The organism is Saprospira grandis DSM 2844, assembly GCF_000275825.1.
GTDB lineage: Bacteria > Bacteroidota > Bacteroidia > Chitinophagales > Saprospiraceae > Saprospira > Saprospira grandis_A.
In genome coordinates, this window is sequence record NZ_JH719942.1 from 2,954,594 (window position 1) to 2,976,656 (window position 22,063).

Genomic DNA, 22,063 nt, shown 5'->3' on the forward strand with positions numbered 1-22,063 from the left:
GCTCGCAGGTCTGCTCGGCCCTGCGGCGCTTGCAGCGCCTTGGTCTGCCGCTTCGCGGCCCCCCTGCACATCGCTAGGCCAAGGACGAAAACTGCCCTGCGGGCAGCCAAAAAGGGCCTTCGGCCCTCCTCTTATTATATCAATTAGTTTTAGTTAAGAGCTCGCTACAATAGGGGAGGAGTTCTATACTCCTGTTTTGGGGGCCTTTAGCCCAAAATAGGGTTATCTGTACCCATCAGGATAGCTCTTTGTACCCCTCGAGACGGGTCTCTGCACCCCTCGAGACGGGTCTCTGCACCCCTCGAGATGGGTCTCTGTACCCCTTGAGATGGGTCTCTGTACCCCTCGAGACGGGTCTCTGTACCCCTCGAGACGGGTCTCTGTACCCCTCGAGATGGGTCTCTGCACCCCTCGAGATGGGTCTCTGTACCCCTCGAGATGGGTCTCTGTACCCCTCGAGATGGGTCTCTGTACCCCTCGAGATGGGTCTTTGCACCCCTCGAGACGGGTCTCTGTACCCCTCGAGGGGACTGTTCAGTATTTTATGTATCAGAATAAAACTTGGGCCTTTAGCTTGTTGGGATTTGGCCAATAGTCGCCTAGGGGCTTGTCCCTAGGCAGCAAAATGGGAAACACAAAATATTAAATAGTCTCTACAGATAAAAGGCCCAAGGATTACGTTCTATATAAAACCTTAAGCGGCCAAGGACAGCGGTTTGGCTTTAGTAGAGCAGATGAGCGGCCCAGCGCTGCGCAGCCGTGGCCGCAGGCCAGACCCAGGAGCAAAGCGACGCAGGGCCGAGCAGACCTGCGAGCGGCGAAGCATAGCGGCGGCCAGCTAGGCTTTGCCTAGCTGGCCGCGGGCCCCAAAAAAAATAAATAAAAAGAGAAAAGCCCTTGGGGCAAGGGGAAAACAAGGAGAAAATGAAAAAACCGCAAAAAATTGGGCAAAAAATGCGGAGAGCTTAACAATATATTTTAAGTTTTTGCCTTAAAATAATTAACAATTGCTAAAAAAAGCTAAACAAGCCTTCGCTTAGGGAGTAGAAGTCCCTAACTTGGAAGGCCTTTTCCTGTTTAGTGGAATTTGACCAAAGGCAAGCATTACACACTGTAAATGATCGCAAAATGAAGCAGTTTTTTACTAGAATTGGGGGGCTGCTGCTCCTCTTATTTCTGATAAGCTTTAGCGGCTTATCGCCATTAAAAGCCACGCACTTTATGGGCTTTGACCTCACTTATAGTTGTGTGGGGCCCAATCAGTACCAGGTGACCTTAAAAGCCTATCGGGATTGCGATGGGGCCTCTTTGGGGTCTAGTTTTAACATCAACTACCAATCGGCTAGTTGTGGAATTAGTGGGAGCTTGAGTCTGAATCGTTTATCGGTGACGGACATTACGCCCCTTTGTCCCTCTGCAACTAGTGTTTGTAGTGGAGGGTCTACCTTGGGGGTAGAGGCCCATGTTTATCAAGGGACCTTGAACCTGCCCACGGCCTGTAATGATTGGGTGTTGTCTAGCTCTTCTTGTTGTCGTAACAATGCGATTACGAACTTGAGTGGGCCGGGCAGCAACTCGATTTATGTAGAAACGAGCTTGGACAATACGATTAGTCCTTGCAATAGCTCGCCGGTATTTGCTAGTGATCCTACGCCCTTTAGTTGTACGGGGCAGCAGGTCACTTTTCAGCAATTGGCCAATGATGTAGACAACGATTCTTTGGTCTACTCTTTAACAGAATGCCAAACGGCAGCTGGAGTAAATGTAACCTATGCTGGGGGCTTTAGTGGGCCCTCTCCATTGGATGTGCCCATTAGCTTAGACCCTACAACGGGAGAAATTAGCTTTACGGCCAATAATCCTCAGATTGCGGTAATTTGTGTTTTGGTAGAAGAATACCGAAATGGCGTAAAAGTGGGCGAGATTGTTCGGGATATGCAGTTTGTTATTCAGAACTGTAGCAACCAATTGCCTACTGTATCGGGCCTGAATGGAAGCACCACAGTTTTTGATACATTACTTTGTGCCAATAGCCCCCTTTGTTTTGACATTTTGGGCGATGATGCCAACCTAGGCGATAATATTACGATGACTGTGACCAATGCCATTCCGGGTGCTAGCTTCACGCAGCAGATGGTTAATGGCGAACTGGTTGGGACCTTTTGTTGGACCCCTACAGATGCCGATGTAGGTAGTCATACTTTTGCGCTCTTGATTGAGGACGATGCTTGTCCGTTACCTGGTCAAAATAGTAAGGCTTATACTATTAACATTTTGCCCAACCCCAACGACCCCGTCAATGCTGGGCCAGATGTACAGCTTTGTTTAGGTGATACGGCCACCTTAAATGCCAGCACAACAGCTAGCAATGTCGATTACTTTGAGTGGACGCCCAACTTTAGCTTGGGCACGCCCAATCAGGCCAGTACAACGGCCTTTCCAACAACGAATACTAATTATACGGTCACCTTGCACTACACCGATGGTTGTAGCTCTTCGGACCAATTGCAGCTAGATGTTTTGGAAGCGCCACAGGCGGCCATCACGCCGGCTTATGCTTCGGTTTGTTCGGGAGCTAGTTTCTTGCTCACGGGCGTATCGGATGTTGCGGGTTCTACCTTTGAGTGGTTCGATCCTAGCATGGCCTCTTTAGGACAGGGCAATGTTTCGGGTACTGCCTCTACAATTTCGGTGAGTGTACCTACTGCTGCGGGTATTTATGAATATACATTAGCGGTAACCAACTCTGCAACGGGTTGTGTGCGAATGGCAACGGCAGAGCTAGAAGTGGGAACTCCACCAGCCATTGCCAACTGTGTCAATATATATGTATCGCCTACCGGTACGGCAGCTGCTGCGGGAACGCAGGCCGATCCTACCTCTTTAGAAGAAGCTTTGAGTCGGGCCGCTTGTAATAATAGTGTTCTTAAACTAGCTATTGGTACCTATAATATGGATGATCCTCTTTTCTTGAGCAGTTTTATGACTGTAGAGGGTGGATTTGATCCGGCCAATGCTTGGGAGAAAACATCTTTGGCAGGAGCTACTACTATTAACAGAACTACCGCTAACCCAGAAGGGCCAGCGGGATCTCAGCGTTTGGTGACCTTTTATGCAAATAGCAATACGGGCTTCCGTCTGCAAGACTTGACCATCACCACAGATGATGCGAACCAGTCAGGGATGTCTACTTATGGCGTTCACCTTACCTCTTGTTCTGATTATGACATTGTTCGGACACAGATTCGGGCAGGTAATGCTGGTGATGGCGCTGATGGAGCCGATGGAGCCGATGGAGTCAATGGCGGCAATGGTGGCAATGGAGTCACTGGAGATGATGATGGTTGCGTGCAGCACAATGGTGGAGCGGCTGGTTCTTCTGCTTGTTGTCTGGGTGGACAAGGTGGAGGAAACGGTCAGGCTGACTGTGGAAGCCGCGATGGCCAAAACGGTGCTCCTGGTGGTTGCGGAGCAGCTGCTGGTGGAGCTGGAAAAAACAACCAATGTGATTTTTCTGGTTGTAGTAATGATAGTGATGGCAGCTGTTCTGGAAAAGAAATGGATGGCTGTGATGGCGCCAATGGGGTAAATGGTGTAGCGGGAACCAATGGTGTAAATGGTAGTTTGGGAAGTCACGCAGCTGGTTTCTTTGCTACTGGCGCATCTGGGACTAGCGGTACTGCGGGTACAAATGGTACTGGCGGTGGCGGTGGTGGCGGTGGCGCTGCCGAAGAAGGTTCTTTTTGTAATAATGGATCGGGTTCGTCTGGTGCTGGTGGCGGCGGCGGTGGCTGCGGCGGAGAAGCTGGTGTCGGTGGAACCTCTGGAGGGGCCTCTTTTGGTCTTTACCTCTATTTGAATGGAGCCAATGGTCGCTTGAATCAAAGTAATGTTTTGGCTGGCTCTGCTGGTGCTGCTGGTTTGGGCGGTGATGGTGGTGCAGCTGGAACAGGAGGAACTGGCGGTACAGGTGGTGCAACTGCTTGTAGCATTGGTGGTGGCGGAGACGGCGGAGACGGCGGAAGCGGTGGTCTTGGTGGTGATGGTGGTGATGGCTTCCCTGGAGAAGCTGCAGCTATTCATCTTGCTGGCGGTACGGCTTTGTCGACCAATGTCTCTAGCTTTGATTTGGCTGCCCAGCCAGTCATTTTGGCTCAAAACGTAAACTGTATCAATACCCCTATGAGCTTTGAAGCTCCTGCTACGGCAACTGGGGCAGGAGTTACTAGCTGGAACTTTGATCCTGTTACAGGAGCAGCCACACCAGTAACAAGTACAGACAACCCCGCCAACTTGGTATATACCAACTTGGACCGTTATACTGTAGAGCATGCTGGAGATAGTTATGAAGGCTTTCATAATGTATCCTTCTCGGTTACTCGTCCAGAAATTCTAGTGGCTGGAGCAACGGCCTTAGGCGCCGACACTTTCCAGCTTTGCCAAGGAGACTTCGCGAGCTTTGAAAGCTTGCAAAATGCAGATACCTATAACTGGGGCTTTAATGGGGCAATCCCCAACCCTGGTAGTGTCATGTCTACCTCTTATACTCAATTTAATGTAGCTGGCTTTTATACCATTACGCTTTCTATTTTTACAGATTGTTGCGGACTCTCTACAGAAGACACCGTCTATCTATATGTAGATCCTGTACCTCAGGCTACGGGTTCTGGAGATGTAACAATTTGTAGTGGAGAAAATACAACTCTTAGCCTTACTGGCTTGACTGCTACAGACAGTGTAGTTTGGAGCCCCAGTACAGGGATTTTGAGCAGTACTGCCAATAGTATTACGGTAGCTCCAAGCAGCACACAGAGCTATACGGCTACCATTCTATCGGTAGTGGACCATAGTGGTGTTCAAGTCTTGAGCTGTCCTCAATCCGTAGATTTTGAAGTAACAATTGATGCTAATCCCATCATCAACTTTACGAATACCGACCCTCTCTGTAATAACAATGGACAAATTGATGCTACAGCCACTGGGGGAACCGCCTATGACTTTAGCTGGTCTACTGGACAAGTAGACAATGCAGTGGGTAGTTCAAGTCTTTTGACTATTCCGACAGGCGTTTACTATTTGACCGTTACCGAGAGTACTACAGGCTGTACTAGCATAGATAGCAGTTATTTATATCCTGCGCCTACTGCGCCAGTAGTCTTTTTACAATCAAGTACACAAGCGGGTTGTTCTGCCAATGATGGTAGCGCAGCGGTTGCTGGAACAGGGGGATCTGCGCCCTATAGTTTCCTTTGGTCTAATGGAGGAACAACAGCTAGCCAGAGTAACCTTGCTCCTGGCAATTACTGTGTAACCATGACTGATAATAATGGATGTACATCTTCTATTTGTTTGGACATTGTTCGTCCAGACCAACTACAAATGGCTGTTGTTTCGCAAGCAGGCCCAGCCTGTGGCACCTTAGGTGCCATAGAGGTAGAAGCATTAGGTGGAACAGCTGCTTATACCTATGATTGGTCCAATGGAGAAACTACAGCGGCTATTACTGGCCTTAACTCAGGGACCTATGGCGTGACGATTACAGATGCCAATGGTTGTACTGCGGATACTAGCTTGGCCATCACGGCAAGCAGTAACCCTCCGGTTTTAGCACTCAATGAAGTAACTCCTATTGCTTGCCATAGTGATAGCGCTACTTTGGCTACAGGAACCACACAGGGAACAGCTCCTTATACTTATACTTGGACAGGTGGCTCTTCTTTCTTGTTTAGCAGCTCTGCCGATACGGCATATAATGCCGCAGCAGGAACATACAACTTGATTGTAGAAGATGCTGCAGGCTGTAGAGATACGGCTAATATTGTAGTGACAGAACCTGCTGCCTTGACGGTAACTACCGCAGCGACAGATGTAAGTTGCCATGCAGGAAATGATGGTAGCTTGGCCACAACCGTAGCCGGTGGAACAGGAACCTATACTTACATATGGGATGATGCTTCCGCTCAAACTACCGCCACGGCTAGCAACTTGATAGCTGGTACATACTGTGTAACTATTACCGATGCCAATGGCTGTAGTATCACGGACTGTGGGACTGTAACAGAGCCTGCACAACCCTTAAGCGCTACTTTAGCGACTACAAACGCTAGTTGTAATGGCTTTGCTGATGCTTCGGTAGCGGCTACAGCAACTGGTGGAACTGGAGTCTATACTTATATATGGGATGATGCTTCTGCTCAAACTACAGCAACAGCTAGCAACTTAACAGCTGGTACATACTGTGTAACGATTACTGATGCCAACGGCTGTACATTTACAGATTGTGAAACAGTAACAGAGCCTACGGCTATTCAAACGGTCATGTCAGGGACTAACTTGAGCTGTGCGGGAGACAATAGTGGAACAGCTACTGTTACAGTAAGTAATGGTACCCTTCCTTACACTTATGTATGGGATGATGCTTCCGCTCAAACTACGGCAACGGCTACTGGCCTAGCTGCGGGCACTTATACAGTGACTGTAACAGATGCAAATGCTTGTTCTATAACAGATCAGCAAGTAGTGGCAGAACCCGCTGCGCTTACAGCTACAACTTCAGCTACTGATGTGAATTGTAATGCTGGAACAGGTGGTACAGCAACGGTAGTCGCTGCAGGTGGAACCACTCCTTATACCTATGTATGGGATGATGCTTCTAGCCAAACAACAACAACAGCAACTGCGCTTAGCGCAGCTACTTATACCGTAACTATTACAGATGCTAATAACTGTAGCATCACGGCAACGGCAACAGTCAATGAGCCTACTGCTCTAGCAGCGACTAGCTCTACTGTGGCCGTAAATTGCTTTGGTGGAAATGATGGTGCTGCCACGGTAACAGCAACAGGCGGAATCACTCCTTATACTTACGTATGGAATGATGCTTCTGCTCAAACTACCGCCACAGCTAGCAACCTTATTGCAGGGACATATACAGTAACGATTACAGATGGAAATAGCTGTAACCTAGTAACTACAGCTACGGTGGCAGAACCTGCTGCAGCTTTAAATGCTACATTGTCGGGAACAGACCCTGCTTGTGCAGCAACTGCTACAGGCCAAGCCTCTGCAGTGGCTACTGGTGGAACACCGCCTTATAGCTACCTTTGGTCTGATGGACAGACTACTCCTACGACTAGCAACCTTTTGGCCGCTGGAAATTATTGTGTGACAGTTACTGATGCCAATGGTTGTACATTTACAGATTGTATCACACTTACTGATCCTTTGGCTATTCAGTTGGCGGCAACAGTGAGTGCCGTAAGTTGTAATGCTGGAAATGATGGTGAAATTGCTTTGACGGCATCTGCAGGTACTGCACCCTTTAGCTATAACTGGAGCAATGGAGCAACTACAGCCACTAATAGCAACTTAGTAGCAGGCACTTACTGTGTAACTGTAACTGATAATAATGGCTGTGCGATTGATAGCTGCTTTATTATTACTGAACCTACTGTTTTGGCCACTGCAGCTATGTTAGCCGCTAATCCTAGCTGTTTTGCTGGTTCTGACGGAACCCTAGAGGCCACTGTAACCGGGGGAACTCAACCCTATAGCTACCTTTGGTCAGATAACCAAACAAGCAACCCCGCTACGAACCTTGCAGCGGCTGCTTATAGCGTGACGATTACAGATGCCAATGGCTGTGTAGTTGTAGATAATGGTACGCTGGTAGATCCTGCTCCCATTCAGATTAACTTTAGTGCTGTAGATGTCATTTGTTTTGGTGGTACAGACGGAAGTGCTAGCGCTTCGGCTGTTGGTGGTGTTACCCCTTATAACTACAACTGGTCGAATGGGGCCACAACAAGCCAAATTTCTAACTTGGCTGCCGGTAGTTATGATTTAACTTTGACTGATGCTACAGGTTGTACGAATACTGCTTCTGTAGCGGTAGGCCAACCCGCTACTGCAGTACAAGCCAACATTCTATCTATTACACAGCCTGGTTGTGCTGGAGATAGTACTGGAATGATCGACGCCGATGCTCAGGGCGGTACGCCTAACTATACCTTCTCTTGGTCTACAGGAGAAACAACAGAGGACCTCTTCAATTTGGGGGCAGGTACTTACACCCTTTTGGCTACAGATAGCCGAGGTTGTTCAGATACTGCAGTTGCTGTTTTGTTGCAGCCAGCTCCTATCGTGATGACTGTTCAACAATACTCGAACTTTAATGGAGCTGCCATCAGCTGCCCCGGGGCTGCAGATGGAGCGGCTCAGGTTACGGCTAGTGGTGGCATTGCGCCTTATACTTATGCCTGGTCTGGCGCCCAAGCCCAAAATGGCACAATTGCTAGCAACTTGGCAGCAGGGACTTATGCCGTAACGGTAACGGATGCTTCTGGCTGTACAGCTATTGATAGCATCAGCTTGGCGGATCCAGTACCTTTGGATGCGACGATCCAACAAGTGAATGTATTCTGTGCTAATGATTGCGATGGCCAAATTATCGCTACAGCGGTATCGGGAACCGGTACCTTGGGCGTAAATGGCTATGAATACCGCATTTTAGGTCCTGGTCAAACAGGCAATGTATTTAGCAGCAATAATAACTTTACGGGGCTTTGTGTAGGGACCTACACGGTAGAGGTCCGAGATGGAAACAACTGTGTATTGCCCATTTCAGTAACGATTACGGAGCCTACAGCCATTCAGTTTAGCCTAAGCGCTACGGATGTATCTTGTGCAGGCGGAAGCGATGGAACGGCTAGCGTAAGCGCTAGCGGTGGAACGCCTCCTTATAGCTACAACTGGGATAACGGCATGACAGGAACCACAATTACAGGCCTAATGGCGGGTACTTATGAGCTGACCGTCACCGATGCGAATGGTTGCGATATGGTATCTACTACAGAAGTAGAAGAGCCCGCAGTCCTAACGGCTAGTATGAGCGCCAATGCGCCTAGCTGTAATGGAAGTACAGATGGTAATGCTACCGTAAGCGTACAAGGTGGAACAATGCCTTATACTTACTTCTGGTCAGATGGCCAAGGAACAGCAACAGCAGTAGGGCTATCGGCAGGAACGCATAGCGTGACGATCACCGATGCCAATGCCTGTGAGCTAGTAGAAAGTATTGTGATTGGCGAGCCAAGCTTGTTGAGCACAACAATTACCACCAATACAGCAGCCTGTGCTGGAGCGAATAGCGGTAGCGCTACCGCTATTCCCACAGGAGGAACGGCCCCTTATACTTACCTTTGGTCGGATGGACAAACTACGGCCACGGCAATGAACCTAGCGCCAGGCGCTTACTCTGTGGTGGTAGTGGATAGCCAAGGTTGTTCTGTAACAGAACAAGTCTTGCTACAAAACCCTGACCCAGTAGTATTGAGCTTTGTGTCGAGCAGCAACCCTAGCTGTAATGGCGATCAAAATGGAACGGCTACGGTAGTAGCTAGTGGAGGGAATGCCCCTTACAGCTATCTCTGGCCCAATGGCGAGACTACAGCGACGGCAACTAGCCTAGGCGCTGGAGTAAATACAGTAACGGCAACAGATGCCAATGGCTGTAGTACAACATTGGATGTCAATATGGTAGAACCTGCGGCCCTAGTGGTCGATACGATTCGGATGACGGCGGTGAACTGTAAGGGTGGAGCCGATGGAACGGCCACGGTCTTCTTGAGTGGCGGAACCTTACCATACAGCTTTGCTTGGTCCAACGGAATGACTGGCCAAAGTATTAGCGGTTTGGCCGCAGGGACTTATGTGGTCAGCGTAACGGATGCGAATGGTTGTGTGACCAACAGTCAGATTATAGTGAGTGAACCCGCTAGTGAGCTAGTGGCGACCCTAAATACTGCAGATGCGCTTTGCTTTGGTGGAGCCTCTGGTCAAATTACCGCTATTGTGAGCGGTGGAACGCCAAATAGCAATGGCGATTACACTTATGCTTGGTCGAATGGAGCGAGCAGTGATGTGAACTCGAACTTGAGTGTTGGTAGCTATAGCGTGACGATTACAGATGCCAACGGCTGTTTTTTGGTCCGTACGGCAACAGTAAATGAAAGTTCAGGAATCAGCAGCCAAATCGTGAATGTAACAGATGCAAGCTGTACAGGCAGCGCAGATGGAAGCGCTCAGGTGACGGCTTCTGGTGGAACAGGAACCTTGAGTTATCAGTGGTCAGATCCTTTGGGTCAGACGACGAATGTAGCGACTGGCCTTTCTGCGGGCACTTATTATGTGAGTGTAACAGACCTGAATGGTTGTACGCAGGTAGATACGGCAGTAGTAGAAGAGGCTTTGGCCTTGAGTGTTACGGTAGCGATTGATGATGTAGATTGTTATGGAGCTTCTACGGGTGCGATTAGCATTACGAACTCGAATGAGCCTTTGCAGGCGAGTTACTGGAGCAATGGTGTTGTGGGCACAAGCATTACGGCCCTAGCTGCTGGCCAATATGGCGTGGTGGTCCAATCGATTAGTGGTTGTGTGGATAGCTTTAGCTATCTAGTGGGTCAGCCTGCGGAACTAGAGTTGAGTTTGAACCAAGTTCGAGCGGTAGATTGCTACAACAATAGTACAGGAGCTTTGGGCGCTACGGTAGCTGGTGGAACTTCGCCTTACAATTATCTATGGTCCAATGGTGCGCTAACGCCTAGTTTGGATAGCATAGCAGCAGGCAACTATACCCTTAATGTAGAAGATGCCAATGGATGTAAGGTAGATACGAGCATTAGCTTGGCGAATCCGACGGAAGTAGGTATTGGCAACCTCAGTATTACAGGCGCGGCCTGTGTGGGCGATGCGAACGGAAGCATTCAGTTGGATGGAACGGGCGGATCGACGCTATTGGGTAGCTATACTTATAGTCTAGATAGCTTGACGTTTCAGGGCGGTAACCTTTTTGTGGGCTTGGAAGCGGGGATTTATCCTTTGTATGTCCAAGATAACAATGGTTGTCTCTTTGATACTTTGGTGACGGTAGAAGCGGCAGATCCCTTCTTTATGACGAGCTTTGGTCCGGCCTTAGATTCGGGCGAAGTGGAGTATGTGCTAGAGTATGGCGATACTTTGACGCTTTTTGCGGATTTGAATGATACGACTGCGGCAAGCTGGTGGTGGACCGAGATTAACGCTGGGGCATTGGTGGATAGCAGTTTGGAGACTTCATTGACGCCTTATGAGTCGGGGATTTATCAGTTTACGGCCATGAATGCTTCTGGCTGTATGCAGGATAGCACGATTGTGGTGAAGATGGAGAAGCCTAGAAATGCAGCTGCACCTACGGCCTTTACGCCGAATAGTGATGGGAATAATGACCGTTTCTTTGTTCAGGGCGATGAGAAGGTGGAGCAGGTGTTGGTGTTTAGAGTGTATGACCGCTGGGGCGAGTTGGTGTATGAAGGTTTGGACCTTGATCCTAATGATCCTCAACAGGGTTGGGATGGTAGCTTTAAGGGCAAGCCAATGAATTCTGGGGTCTATGCTTGGTATGCTGAGGTACTCTATATTGATGGAGAGACGGAGGTTATTCACGGTGCGGTGAATTTGCTTCGTTAATCTAATGGAGTTATAGATTTTAGGGCTGTCGGGTTTTCCCGACAGCCCTTTTTTTATGGGGATGCGCCCCGGAGGGGGGCATCGTAATGCTGGGCGCTTTGGCCTCCAAGGCCAAAGGAGCCCAGCCCCCAGGCGGGGGCGGCGCAGGGGAGGGCTAGGCCTGAAATGAAATATATTGAGGGTTAGATTAGCTCAAGTGCAGAGCATGTTGTGGCCGCCGCCAGCCGCCGGCCGGGCGCGCTTGGCGCGAGCCTGCGAAGCTTGAAGGCGCGAAGCGGCTTGTAGCTGAGCAGTAGGGGAGGATGGCCTAGGGGCCTGAAGGGGTGGCCGCAGGCCAGACCGAGCCGCTGAAAGCGGTGAAGGGCCGAGCAGGCTTGCGAGCCCCGAAAGGGCCCGGCCGCCTAAGGCGGCAGGCCCCAAAAAAATAGCGTCTAGAGGATAAAAGCTATAGGTTCTTGCCATCTCTTCTCTATCTTTGGGCTTATGGTGAAGAAAAAAATATATTGTAGTGTCACGAATGACCTCTTGCAAGATCAGCGAATGCACCGTATTTGTTTAAGCTTGCAGACTGCAGGCTATCAACTTACTTTGGTGGGACGAAAGCAAAAAGACTCCCTGCCTTTGCCCGATAGGCCTTATGCGCAAAAGCGCCTAAACTGTTTTTTTCAGGCTGGAAAATTCTTTTATATCGAGTACCAATTGCGGCTATTCTTCTTTCTGATTTTTCAGCAATTTGATATTCTTTGCGCTGTAGATTTAGATAGTTTGCCCGCAGGGCATGCTGCGGCTCGCCTAAAGGGGAAACGCTTAGTTTTTGATGCCCATGAGTACTTTGAAGAAATGCCAGAGGTGGTCCGTCGCCCTAAAATACGAGCCATCTGGGCTTGGATTGCCCGCTCCTATATTCCCAAGGTAGATCTGGCCTATACGGTCTGTCAGAGTTTGGCCGATTTATTTGAGGAACAGCACGGCCAGCCCTTTGGCGTGATTCGCAACCTGCCCCTTGCACAGCCCAAAGCTCAGCAAGCCGTTCGTTATCCCGAAAATGGCCCCCTGATTCTTATTTATCAAGGGATGTTGAACGAGGGAAGGGGGCTAGAGGAACTCCTTGCCGCTTTAGCCGATTTTTCGCCTCAAGAAGTTCAGCTCTGGCTTTTGGGCAAGGGCGACAAAATGGCGAGTTTGCAAGAACAAGCGCAAAGTCTTAACTTGGGAGAACAGCTTAAGTTTTGGGGCTTCCTGCCGCCTGAAGAGCTCCAAAAAATAACCCCTCAGGCGCATCTGGGCCTCAATCTGCTCAAGCATCAGGGACAGAGTTACTACTTTTCTTTGGCCAATAAGTTCTTTGATTACGTTCAAGCAGAAAAACCCAGCCTGAATATGGCTTTTCCAGAATATCAACGGCATCTGGCCGAATATGAAGTGGCCCTTTTGCTAGAAGAACTGAGTCCCAAGGCAATTTCAAGGGCTATTCGCCGACTACTAGATGAGCCCCAGCTTTATCAACAACTACAAGCAAATTGCCGTTTGGCTAAGCAAGATTGGCTCTGGGAAAAGGAAGCCCAAAAGCTATTAACTTATTATGAAGCGCTTTGATGCGCAGCATCTACCAACACCTTTAGTGCTACTCCTATGGCTCGAATACAGCCCCTTTTTACCGTCTTATTTCTTGGCTTGACTGCTTTTAGCAGCTTTGGCCAATCGCTTTCTAGCATTCAAAATCGCCAAGCCACCCTAGATTGGGAAGGCGCCCAAGCAGCCGCCCAAACGGCCTTAGCCAGTTTGGAGGGCGCAGACCGCTTAGCTTATCTCCAATTATTGGGCGAGCTGCCGCTGCCTAATCGTGCGCCTTTTTGGCAAGAGGGCCTCAACCTGCTAGATAGCCTCGAGCAGGGAGATAGCCTGCGCCTGTTTTGGCGCTGGAAAACAGGCCAAGCCCTGATTCAAGAAGATACAGAAAAGGCCCTCTCTTATTGGGAGGGCTTGGAAGGAACGGCCTATTGGGGCAAAATCCTGCTGCATTTGGCCGAAAAACGCCCCAGCTCTTCTATTTATTTGGAGCAGGCGATTCAGTTCCTGAGCCGAGAAGAACAGCTGTTTCTCTTGGCTAAAGCTTATTTTTTAGAGCTGCAGCGAAGCCAAAACCGCTTTCGCAAAAAGTATTTGGCCGAAAAGTCTCTAGAGCTCTTGGCTAGTTTGGGCCAACAGGCCGAGAGCCTATTATTAGAAGCCGAAATTTTGAGCCGACAAGCCAGCTGGGAACCCGCAAAATCAGCTTTGTTGTCCTTGCAGGTGAGTCGCCAAAAACTAGAACAAGCCTGGACCCAATTGCGGCCTTACAGCCCCTTGAGAAAACGCTTGCTAAACCTCAGCGCAGCAGTTTGGGAGCAGTCGGTGGCCCTTTACCAACAGCAGTTTAGCCAAGAGGCCCAAGGGCAGTATTTTGAGCAGGCGCTGCAGCTGGCCCTAGAAGCTAGAGTTTGGCAAAAAAGAGCATTGCTCTGGCCTCAACGAAAGGATGTTCGCAGCGATAGTCTGCTTTTGGCTGGACAAACCACCCCCAATTTGGCCCTTTGGCAGGCTCGCCTAGCAGAAGAATCGCCTAGCCGCTATGCGCTTACTTATGCGCCCTTGCCCCAATTTAGTCTGGCCCAATTGCGGCAGCAACTGAAGGAAAACGAAGAGTTTTTGCTTTACTATACCGCCCAAGAAGAAAGCTACCTTTTGGCCGCCGACGCAGAACAACTACTGGGCTTCTGGAAACTGGGCCGCAGCGAGGATCTCCAACAGGCAACGGCGCAACTAGCCAGCCTATTGGCCCAAAAAAATACGCAACCCTCTAAGGTCTATTTGCAGCAGGCGCATAGCTTTTATAAGCGCTTTTTGGCCCTCGGACTGGCCGAAAACAAAGAAGGAATACAGCTTTATCTGGATGGTCCCCTCTGGCAGCTGCCTTTTGAGGCCCTTTTGCGCCAAGCGGTTACGGAAGAAAAAAGCTATGCCGAATTGCCCTATTTGATGAAGGAGCTGGAGCTGAGTTATCGCTTTTTGCCCACAGATAGCAGCAGCCAAAAGGCCAATTTGGGCAAAAATGTCTTGGCCATAGATCAGCGGGCACCAGCTATGGGCTTGCTGCCCACTTCGGGCTTCGATTTGCTTTTTCAGCGCTTTAGAGGCTCTTTTTATCGGGCCAAGGAGGCCAGTTTGGCCGATTTTAAGCCCCTGGCGGCTTCTGGCGATTATAGCCTGCTGCATTTGGCTTTGGCCCAAAAAGGTCCCCAGGCTTCCTATCTATTTGCTGCCGATAGTCTGTCGGCTTGGCAGCTCCAACAGTTGCCCATACAAACGGCCCTGCTTTATTTTGTGCCTTTGCCCGAGCGACAGGCCGAGGCCGAGGAGCTGTTGCGCTGGCGACATCTTTTTGCTCATGATGGCTGCTCTTCGCTTTTGCTGAGCCGCTGGTCCAAATCTGCCGAAGCCGAAGCCGCTTTTTTGTCCATTTTCTACGATTTACTGGCCAAGGGCTACCAAAAAGAGGAGGCTTTTCGAGAGGCCCAACTGAGCCTTTTACTGAGCTCAGAATGGGCGGCCCCTCAGTTTTGGAGCGGCTACCTCTATCTGGGCGACCGCCAAACGATGGCCCTGGCCAAAAGAAGTTTTTTTGAACAATATTGGCTCTATTCTATTTTGGCCAGCTTCAGCCTTTTGGCCCTGCTCATTTTTTTCTGGCGCATCAATCGCTTAGATTTGGGCCGCAATACAGCAGTGAACGATTAGGAAATGCTTCTTTTTTTTTGGGCCTCCGCAGCAAAGCTGCGGCGGTTACTCCCGTTGGTCGTCGAACTGCGGACTAAAGTCCTTGTTGTCGTTTCGGGGCTCGCTGTTACTTGCTTCGCTGCGTCGGCTCCCGTTGGTCGGGTCGCTCGGCCCTGCGCGGGCTGCGCCCGCTTGGTCTGGCCTTTGGCCACCCCTGCACATCGGTTACTCCCTTCGGTCGTCGAAGACGCCCTAAAGGGCTTGTTGTGGCCGTTTGGCCTTCGGCCATGGTCCTTGCTATTGCCTACATTATATAGTAGACTAGGCCGCAAAAAGAATAAATAGAAAACTTTAAATACGCTCTAAAAGTAGTTAATCTATGCGCCTATTTTTTTTCTTAAAGATGCTGCTACTTGCAGCAGTACTTATAGGGGGCTGCCTAGCTAAACCGTTAGATAGAGAAGATGAAAGCCAAAAAGGACTAGATGATTCTTTAGCGGTTTTAGCAAGAAAACAAAGAAAGATTGAGGAGGCCAAGGCGTTCTATTTAAAAGACCTGCTTCTAGGAGATGATCTTAATGAAAAAGATATAGCTTCTTTATTTAAAAAAGTTCGTTCAGGTCCTATTAGTGATTCATTGAAAAATAAAATACTTCCAGGGAGAAAGGGGAATTTATCTTTGAAAGGAATGTGGCCTCTAGAGACAGGAAAGCCTGAACCCATACTAGCTTCTTTTGAATATTGGGAAGAAGAGCCCTATACTGAAATGTATTGTCTCCTTACTTACAAAAAAAATGGGCGTCTAATAGATTGCTTAGCGGCTAAACACTTTAAGGAAGTGGGGGTTTTAGATACCTATTATTCATATATAAATTATGGGAGTACGGAGATTTATGTGCACATTATGGACAGCACAAAGGAATCAGAGCGTCCGACTCCAGATGATGCTATAAAAAAAGATATTTGGGTAGTTAGCGATGAAGGGAAATTTGAGTTGAAGGAGGTACACTACATTTATAGCAAGTTAAGTAAACAATATTATGGCTTGATAAGGCGCCTATGGTAAGCATATTTTTAATATCCTGCTAGATTTTAACTTCATGAGGGGTTCAAGCTGCAGCCACAGCAGAAGGCCCGCAGGCCTAGGGGCCGCGCAGCGGCAGAGCTGCTATTTGGCTCAGTCTTAACGCTTCATCACATTCCCCTATATTTTTTTTTAAGCCAGTCCAGCTCAAACTGCAACTTGCCTATTTGCTCATATAAACGGGCTTCTTTTTCTTCATCAGCATCCACTTTGGGGCCTCGCTTTTTTTCATAAAGCAAAAAACTATTGGCCAAAAGCTCTTTCTTCCAGGCCGATATTTGATTTGCATGTAGCTCGTATTTTGTCGCTAATTCTGCCAAGGTTAATTGCTCTTTTAGCGCTTCTAAGGCCACTTTTGCCTTAAATTTAGAACTGAAATTACGACGTTTCTTTCTCATCTCTTTTGTAATTTAGTGCTTCATTATACGACTTTTTTCTTTCATTTTTCCACCTTAAACTACTGTCCTAATTTTGGGGCTAAGGGCAAAACAATGTTTTTGGGGCCCAATATAGATCCTATTTTTAATATAGAAATTTCTATGGAGGGGGGAATAAAATTTAGTAATCCAAATAAAGGCTTTCAATGGAAATATTTTTAAACCCAAGGTGGATCTATATAGGATTTATCATTATTTATGTAACTGCTAATTACTCCTGCACTTCTAGCAGAGAAGAGAACCTTAAAAATGAAATAGAGGATGTATTAAAAACCTGTGTTATTGAATTGCCAGAAGGAGTAGAAACAGACTTTTTTTCAATGAATTATGTTTTAGTTGATAGTGCGTTTTTTGATATCTCAATATGTCATAAAATTATAGAGCCTTGTCAAAAGCAACTTTTGGGATGTAAATATCAATGTGAAACCAAGGGGAAATTTATACTACAATATGATTGGTCAAATGAAAAAGTGATCTCATTGACTAAAAGTTGTGGAAATTTTTGCGTAGACAACTACTACTATTCAGTTGATGAAAATGGGCAACTCCGTATGCCATACATAGCCCAAAATATTTTAGCTCAAGATACTGTTGAGAATATCATCTTAGAGCTCACTGTATCACAGGATACGATTGTGGTTGTAGATGTAGTAGATAAAGTTATTCTAGCTGAAACTGACTTGAAAGATTTAATAGAAGTAATAGATATATCAGAAAGTTTTAATTTGATAGAGCTCAAGAAAGGTACTGCGGTATTAAACTATGAGTCAAAAGAAGGGGGAATTAAACAAGTAAAACTTAACTGGAAATAAGCCAGTATCTATACTAATTAACGTTCACAGGCGGCTTTTGTGTGATATGAAAACATAGAGCTAGCTGCTTTTGTAATGACTTTACATTCAATGTTTTTATCAGTGTGATTTTAGGGGCCTCCCGCCTTGGGCGGGCGCTACGTTTCGGGGCTCGCTGCTCGCTCGGCCCTGCGCGGGCTTTGCCCGCTGGGTCTGGCCTTCGGCCACCCCTGCACATCGCTAGGCCAGTCGCTTCGCTCCTTTGCGGCGGCAAAGCCGCCTGTAATTCATCGCCTAGGGACAAGCCCCTAGGCTAATCCAATGGAGTCAGCCCTAAAGGGCCTCAAATTATGATTTACGGCCTTGCTCATCTGTTTTTGCAGAGAAGGGCCATATCCAAAGGCCCTCGCAGAGGGCTATCTGAAAAAGCTAGCCTAGGGGCTTGTCCCTAGGCAGCAAAAAGGGGCACACATAAAATTTCAATATTAGTCCCTCAACTTTTTCTTGGGTTCTATGGGGGAGAGATAGAGGAGAAGTTCTTTATATGAAAAGGAGCTATTAGGTTTTTCGGTCCTGTGGCTTTTCGTTAGTCCCTCAACTTTTTCTTAGTATTTTGAAGAAAGAGAGATAAAGAAAGCGTCTTTTAGTGGCTGGGTAGCTTTGGGTTGAAGCTTAATGGAAAGCTACAAGTAGAAAAAGCGAACAAGGACTTTCTCCGTCAGTTCGCTCAGTTACGGTAAGCATAGCAATTGTTTTACCCCTGATTTTTTGTGTGGAGTTGTTCTGCGGCCATGGGCTAAAGCCCATGGTTGTGGGGCTATGCAAAGAGCGGGCTAAAGCCCTTCTTTGCTGATGGAGCCTAGTGGAACAGCAAATCCCCTCGAATGAGGGGATGACAATTTTTTCGATAGCCTAGGGCCTTGGCCCTAGGGGTATTATGAAATTTATGGGGGATAAAAAACAAACTATCGAAGAAAAAAATAACCCTTGTTCAAAGCGGTAGAGGATTTTAATCCTCTCTGCACTATAGGTATAGAATGGGGTTGTTGCATGGCTGCTGGTTTTAACCTGCAGCCACGGCTAGCAGGCGGCGAAGCCGCCGCAGGCCTAGCGATGCGGCGGGGTGGCCGAAGGCCAGACCAAGGCGCTGAAAGCGCCGAAGGGCCGAGCGAACAGCGAGCCCCAAAGCGTAGCGCCTGCCGCAGGCAGGAGGCCCCCAAAAAAAAGGCTTAAAAGCAGTAAACACCACTTTTAAGCCTTTTGGACGGAGATAAAGAAAGGACTAAGCCTCTTCTTTTTCTTCTAGCAAGCCCATACCTTCAAAGGTTTCTACGACAGAGCGTACCGCCTTTTCAGAAGTATCGAGCAACTGCTTTTCTTCCTCATTGAGTTTCAATTCGATAATTTGTTCGATACCGTTGCTACCCAATTTCACGGGAACGCCGAGGTAAAGATCTTCTACGCCATATTGGCCTTTAAGCCAAGCGCAGCAAGGGAAAATGCGTTGTTCGTTGCGCACGATAGCGCCCACCATTTGGGCAGCGGCAGCACCGGGAGCATACCAAGCAGAAGTGCCCATTAGTTTAACGAGCTCTCCACCTCCTTTTTTAGTGCGCTCAATGATAGCATTGAGTTTATCATCCTCGATAAGTTCAGTAACGGGGATACCGGCTACGGTAGTGTAGCGGGGCAAAGGCACCATCGTGTCGCCATGTCCACCCATAAGCACCGCTTGGATATCGCGGGGAGAAACATTGAGTTCCATAGACAAGAAAGCGCGGTAGCGGGCAGTATCGAGGATACCGGCCATACCCATCACGCGGTTTGAGGGCAAACCAGAAGCTTTGAAAGCAGCGTAAGTCATTACATCAAGGGGGTTAGAGACCACAATGATGATAGGGTTTTCGCTATACTCAAGGATAGATTTAGTTACGGCAGTAACGATTTTGGCATTAGTAGCGATCAAGTCGTCGCGGCTCATGCCGGGGCGGCGAGGGATACCCGCAGTAATGACTACGATATCAGAGTTCTCGGTATATTTATAGTCAGAAGTACCGATGATGCGAGTGCTATAGCCATCGATGGGGGCTTGTTGGAAGCTATCGAGGGCTTTACCTGCGGCCATATCGCCTTTAAGGTCTAGCAATACTACTTCGTTCACGATGTTTTCGTGAGCCAAAACATTAGCGCAAGTAGCACCTACATTTCCGGCTCCAACTACAGTTACTTTTTTCATACTGTATTGAATATAAGTTTTATAGGATATTTTGAATAGGCAAAGAGCGCTTGTCGTTCTTTGCTGCGGATGAAATTCTTTGGCATTTGCCAGGCCTAACTCTAGGCTAAATGCGCCAAGGCATTTTGTCAATACATCTATATAATGTAATTTTGCTAGGCTTTTGCTCAAGGGATAATTAAGAATTCCTTAATTTAGGCCCAAGAACAGCAGCTAATATACAGTTTTTTCGATGATTCTAAAGCTCGCCCTTACTTTTTTACAAAAGCTTAGCAGTGGGCCCAAAAAAATCGAAAAACCTCTCTAGGCTTTGCTACGTTATTATTATAGACGCTACCAAAGCGAACTAACTTTTGGGCTTTTGCAGGCCTGCTTTAATAAAATCCTAAAGTGCTTATATTTATGCAAACATCTTTATTCCGCCTACTTTTCCTCTTCTGCCTGTTGGGAGGTAGCGCATTTTCGGGCCTACAGGCTCAGCAAACAGGCCACAACCATATTGGTTGCGGAACTACAGTAGAAACACAGCTAGAACGTAAAAATAGCTTGATGGAACACCGCCGCAATCGGGCCGAGCTCATGCAAGAGTTTACGGCCTTCAAAGCGAGCCGCGCAGCCAATGATAGCATTTCTTATGTGCCTTTGCAGTTTCATGTCTGTGGAGAAAATGATGGTTCTGGTTATGTAGATGTAGAGCGTGTTTTGGGCTCAGTTTGTCGCTTAAATGATGACTACCGTGGCCAAAACATCCAGTTCTATATCTATAATATCAATTACATTCCCAATAGCCTACTCTATAACCACGGCAATGGTTCTGGAAATCCTACGGCCATCTACTTCATGTCCCTTTATAAGGTGCCCGGAGTGCTCAACATCTTTGTGGGCCGAAATGTAACAGCCAATGATGAGTTTTTGGCTTATTATACGAGCTTTTTGGATGTAGTTTTCTCTTTCAAAACAGGGGTAGGCCCCGGCGACCCCACGCTTACGCATGAGTTGGGCCACTTCTTTACTCTCGCTCACACCTTCTTCGGTTGGGAAGGAACTAGCTACGCCAATGAGGAACTAAACGGTAAAGCACCCGGCCAAGTGGGCGGTATGCAAGTAGAAAAAGTAGTCCGCGGCGCCGCTGGCGAAAATTGCCAAATCGCTGCCGATGGCTTCTGCGATACCCGCCCCGATTACTCTTCTGATCGCGCAAACTGTCCCCAAACAGCCATTTTCTACGATCCCGATAGCGTAATGATTGATCCCGATGAAACAAACTTCATGAGCTATTTCAATGATAACTGCCTCTCGCAGTTCTCTGATGAGCAAAAAGATGCCATCCTCCTGGATTTTGTGTCTAGAGGATACCACCTCTTCGATACCCCTAGCCCACTCTATAGCTCGGCAGCTCCTTCTATTGACTGGCCCAACACTGGCGCCCTAGTCGGTAGCCCCAATCAAGTAGAGTTGCGCTGGACCGGCGACGCTTCTAATAGCTATTATCTCGTTAAACTGGAGCGCATCGTAGGAGGCGCAGCCGTACCCGTAGCTAGCTATATCACTACCGATGAGTTCTACTGGCTGAGCCTACAACCTAACGCGCAGTACCGCTGGTCTGTTCAAGGAATGACCGCCTACGATGTTTGTAGCAACTTCGTTTCTGCCCCCGCCGATTTCACAACAGCAGACTGGGCCACTGGCATCGAAACAACCGCTCTTCCTTTGCAGTCTTCTCGCGTTTTCCCCAATCCTATCGGGAATAACGATGAACTCAATATCGAAATCGAAGTGAGCCAATTGACTGAGGTGAACATTAAGTTGACTAACCAACTTGGCCAGCAAATGTTGCCTAGCCAAAGTATCCAAATCGCCCCCGGCAAACAAGTAGAAACCCTCTACACCAACAACCTTGCCCCCGGCGTTTATTTCGTGCAAATCGAAACGGCTCAAGAACGCATTAGCCACAAAGTGGTGGTGCAACCCTAAGCCCTAATTGATACAGAAATCATTTAAAGTGATTTCCTCTTCCTAACTCCTCTCAATGCTAATTGAGGGGAGTTTTTTTGGGGGCTGCCCACTCGCTTCGCTCGGGTCGGGCTGTGTCAGGGCTCGCAGGTCTGCTCGGCCCTTCGCTTTTTTCGCTTTGCTCAAAAAGCTCGGTCTGGCCTTCGGCCACCCTTATCCATCCCTCAGCCAGATGTAATCGCGCTGCTTTGGCTATGGTTTGCTGTGAATTTTTGACTAGGCCAGCTATTTTTTAAGG

8 protein-coding genes are annotated in these 22,063 nt (G+C 48.1%); 6 read left to right on the forward strand and 2 right to left on the reverse strand.

Annotation, left to right across the window (positions count from 1 at the left end; all coding sequences use genetic code 11):
- The first annotated feature begins 1,128 nt into the window (after positions 1–1,128).
- From SAPGRDRAFT_RS20905 to SAPGRDRAFT_RS13520, 4 genes are all read left to right on the forward strand, one after another.
- Positions 1,129–11,508: a T9SS C-terminal target domain-containing protein gene (locus tag SAPGRDRAFT_RS20905; RefSeq protein ID WP_037350265.1), complete on the forward strand. Its 10,380-nt coding sequence runs from the start codon at positions 1,129–1,131 to the stop codon at positions 11,506–11,508.
- Positions 11,509–11,991: 483 nt separating this feature from the next.
- Entirely contained in the window at positions 11,992–13,104 is a 1,113-nt protein-coding gene (locus SAPGRDRAFT_RS13510; RefSeq protein WP_002659799.1) for a glycosyltransferase, read from the forward strand.
- A 36-nt stretch (positions 13,105–13,140) separates the two neighbouring features.
- The gene (locus SAPGRDRAFT_RS13515) at positions 13,141–15,285 is read left to right on the forward strand and encodes a CHAT domain-containing protein (protein WP_002659801.1); all 2,145 of its coding nucleotides are present in this window, start codon (positions 13,141–13,143) and stop codon (positions 15,283–15,285) included.
- Between the two features lie 358 nt (positions 15,286–15,643).
- Positions 15,644–16,330: a hypothetical protein gene (locus SAPGRDRAFT_RS13520; RefSeq protein ID WP_002659804.1), complete on the forward strand. Its 687-nt coding sequence runs from the start codon at positions 15,644–15,646 to the stop codon at positions 16,328–16,330.
- 128 nt (positions 16,331–16,458) lie between these two features.
- On the opposite strand, the gene SAPGRDRAFT_RS13525 is transcribed toward SAPGRDRAFT_RS13520, so the two are convergent.
- Positions 16,459–16,746 carry a transposase gene (locus SAPGRDRAFT_RS13525; protein WP_014373321.1) on the reverse strand — a complete coding sequence of 96 codons (288 nt, stop codon included), beginning with the start codon at positions 16,744–16,746 and terminating at the stop codon, positions 16,459–16,461.
- Positions 16,747–16,931: 185 nt separating this feature from the next.
- Here SAPGRDRAFT_RS13525 and SAPGRDRAFT_RS13530 point away from each other — a divergent pair, with 185 nt between their 5' ends.
- Positions 16,932–17,597 carry a hypothetical protein gene (locus SAPGRDRAFT_RS13530; RefSeq protein WP_002659805.1) on the forward strand — a complete coding sequence of 222 codons (666 nt, stop codon included), beginning with the start codon at positions 16,932–16,934 and terminating at the stop codon, positions 17,595–17,597.
- 1,261 nt (positions 17,598–18,858) lie between these two features.
- On the opposite strand, the gene mdh is transcribed toward SAPGRDRAFT_RS13530, so the two are convergent.
- Complete coding sequence (gene mdh / locus SAPGRDRAFT_RS13540; RefSeq protein WP_002659807.1) at positions 18,859–19,812, reverse strand: malate dehydrogenase; 954 nt, start codon at positions 19,810–19,812, stop codon at positions 18,859–18,861.
- Positions 19,813–20,214: 402 nt separating this feature from the next.
- Here mdh and SAPGRDRAFT_RS13545 point away from each other — a divergent pair, with 402 nt between their 5' ends.
- A complete protein-coding gene (locus tag SAPGRDRAFT_RS13545) occupies positions 20,215–21,786 on the forward strand; it encodes a zinc-dependent metalloprotease (RefSeq protein WP_002659808.1) in 1,572 nt (523 codons plus the stop codon).
- Positions 21,787–22,063 lie beyond the last annotated feature (277 nt).

What these genes read in the sequence shown, in the direction of transcription:
- SAPGRDRAFT_RS20905 (WP_037350265.1), top strand. Translation starts at nt 1,129, where the DNA reads ATGAAGCAGTTTTTTACTAGAATTGGGGGGCTGCTGCTCCTCTTATTT.
- SAPGRDRAFT_RS13510 (WP_002659799.1), top strand. Translation starts at nt 11,992, where the DNA reads ATGGTGAAGAAAAAAATATATTGTAGTGTCACGAATGACCTCTTGCAA.
- SAPGRDRAFT_RS13515 (WP_002659801.1), top strand. Translation starts at nt 13,141, where the DNA reads ATGGCTCGAATACAGCCCCTTTTTACCGTCTTATTTCTTGGCTTGACT.
- SAPGRDRAFT_RS13520 (WP_002659804.1), top strand. Translation starts at nt 15,644, where the DNA reads ATGCGCCTATTTTTTTTCTTAAAGATGCTGCTACTTGCAGCAGTACTT.
- SAPGRDRAFT_RS13525 (WP_014373321.1), bottom strand. Translation starts at nt 16,746, where the DNA reads ATGAGAAAGAAACGTCGTAATTTCAGTTCTAAATTTAAGGCAAAAGTG.
- SAPGRDRAFT_RS13530 (WP_002659805.1), top strand. Translation starts at nt 16,932, where the DNA reads ATGGAAATATTTTTAAACCCAAGGTGGATCTATATAGGATTTATCATT.
- mdh (WP_002659807.1), bottom strand. Translation starts at nt 19,812, where the DNA reads ATGAAAAAAGTAACTGTAGTTGGAGCCGGAAATGTAGGTGCTACTTGC.
- SAPGRDRAFT_RS13545 (WP_002659808.1), top strand. Translation starts at nt 20,215, where the DNA reads ATGCAAACATCTTTATTCCGCCTACTTTTCCTCTTCTGCCTGTTGGGA.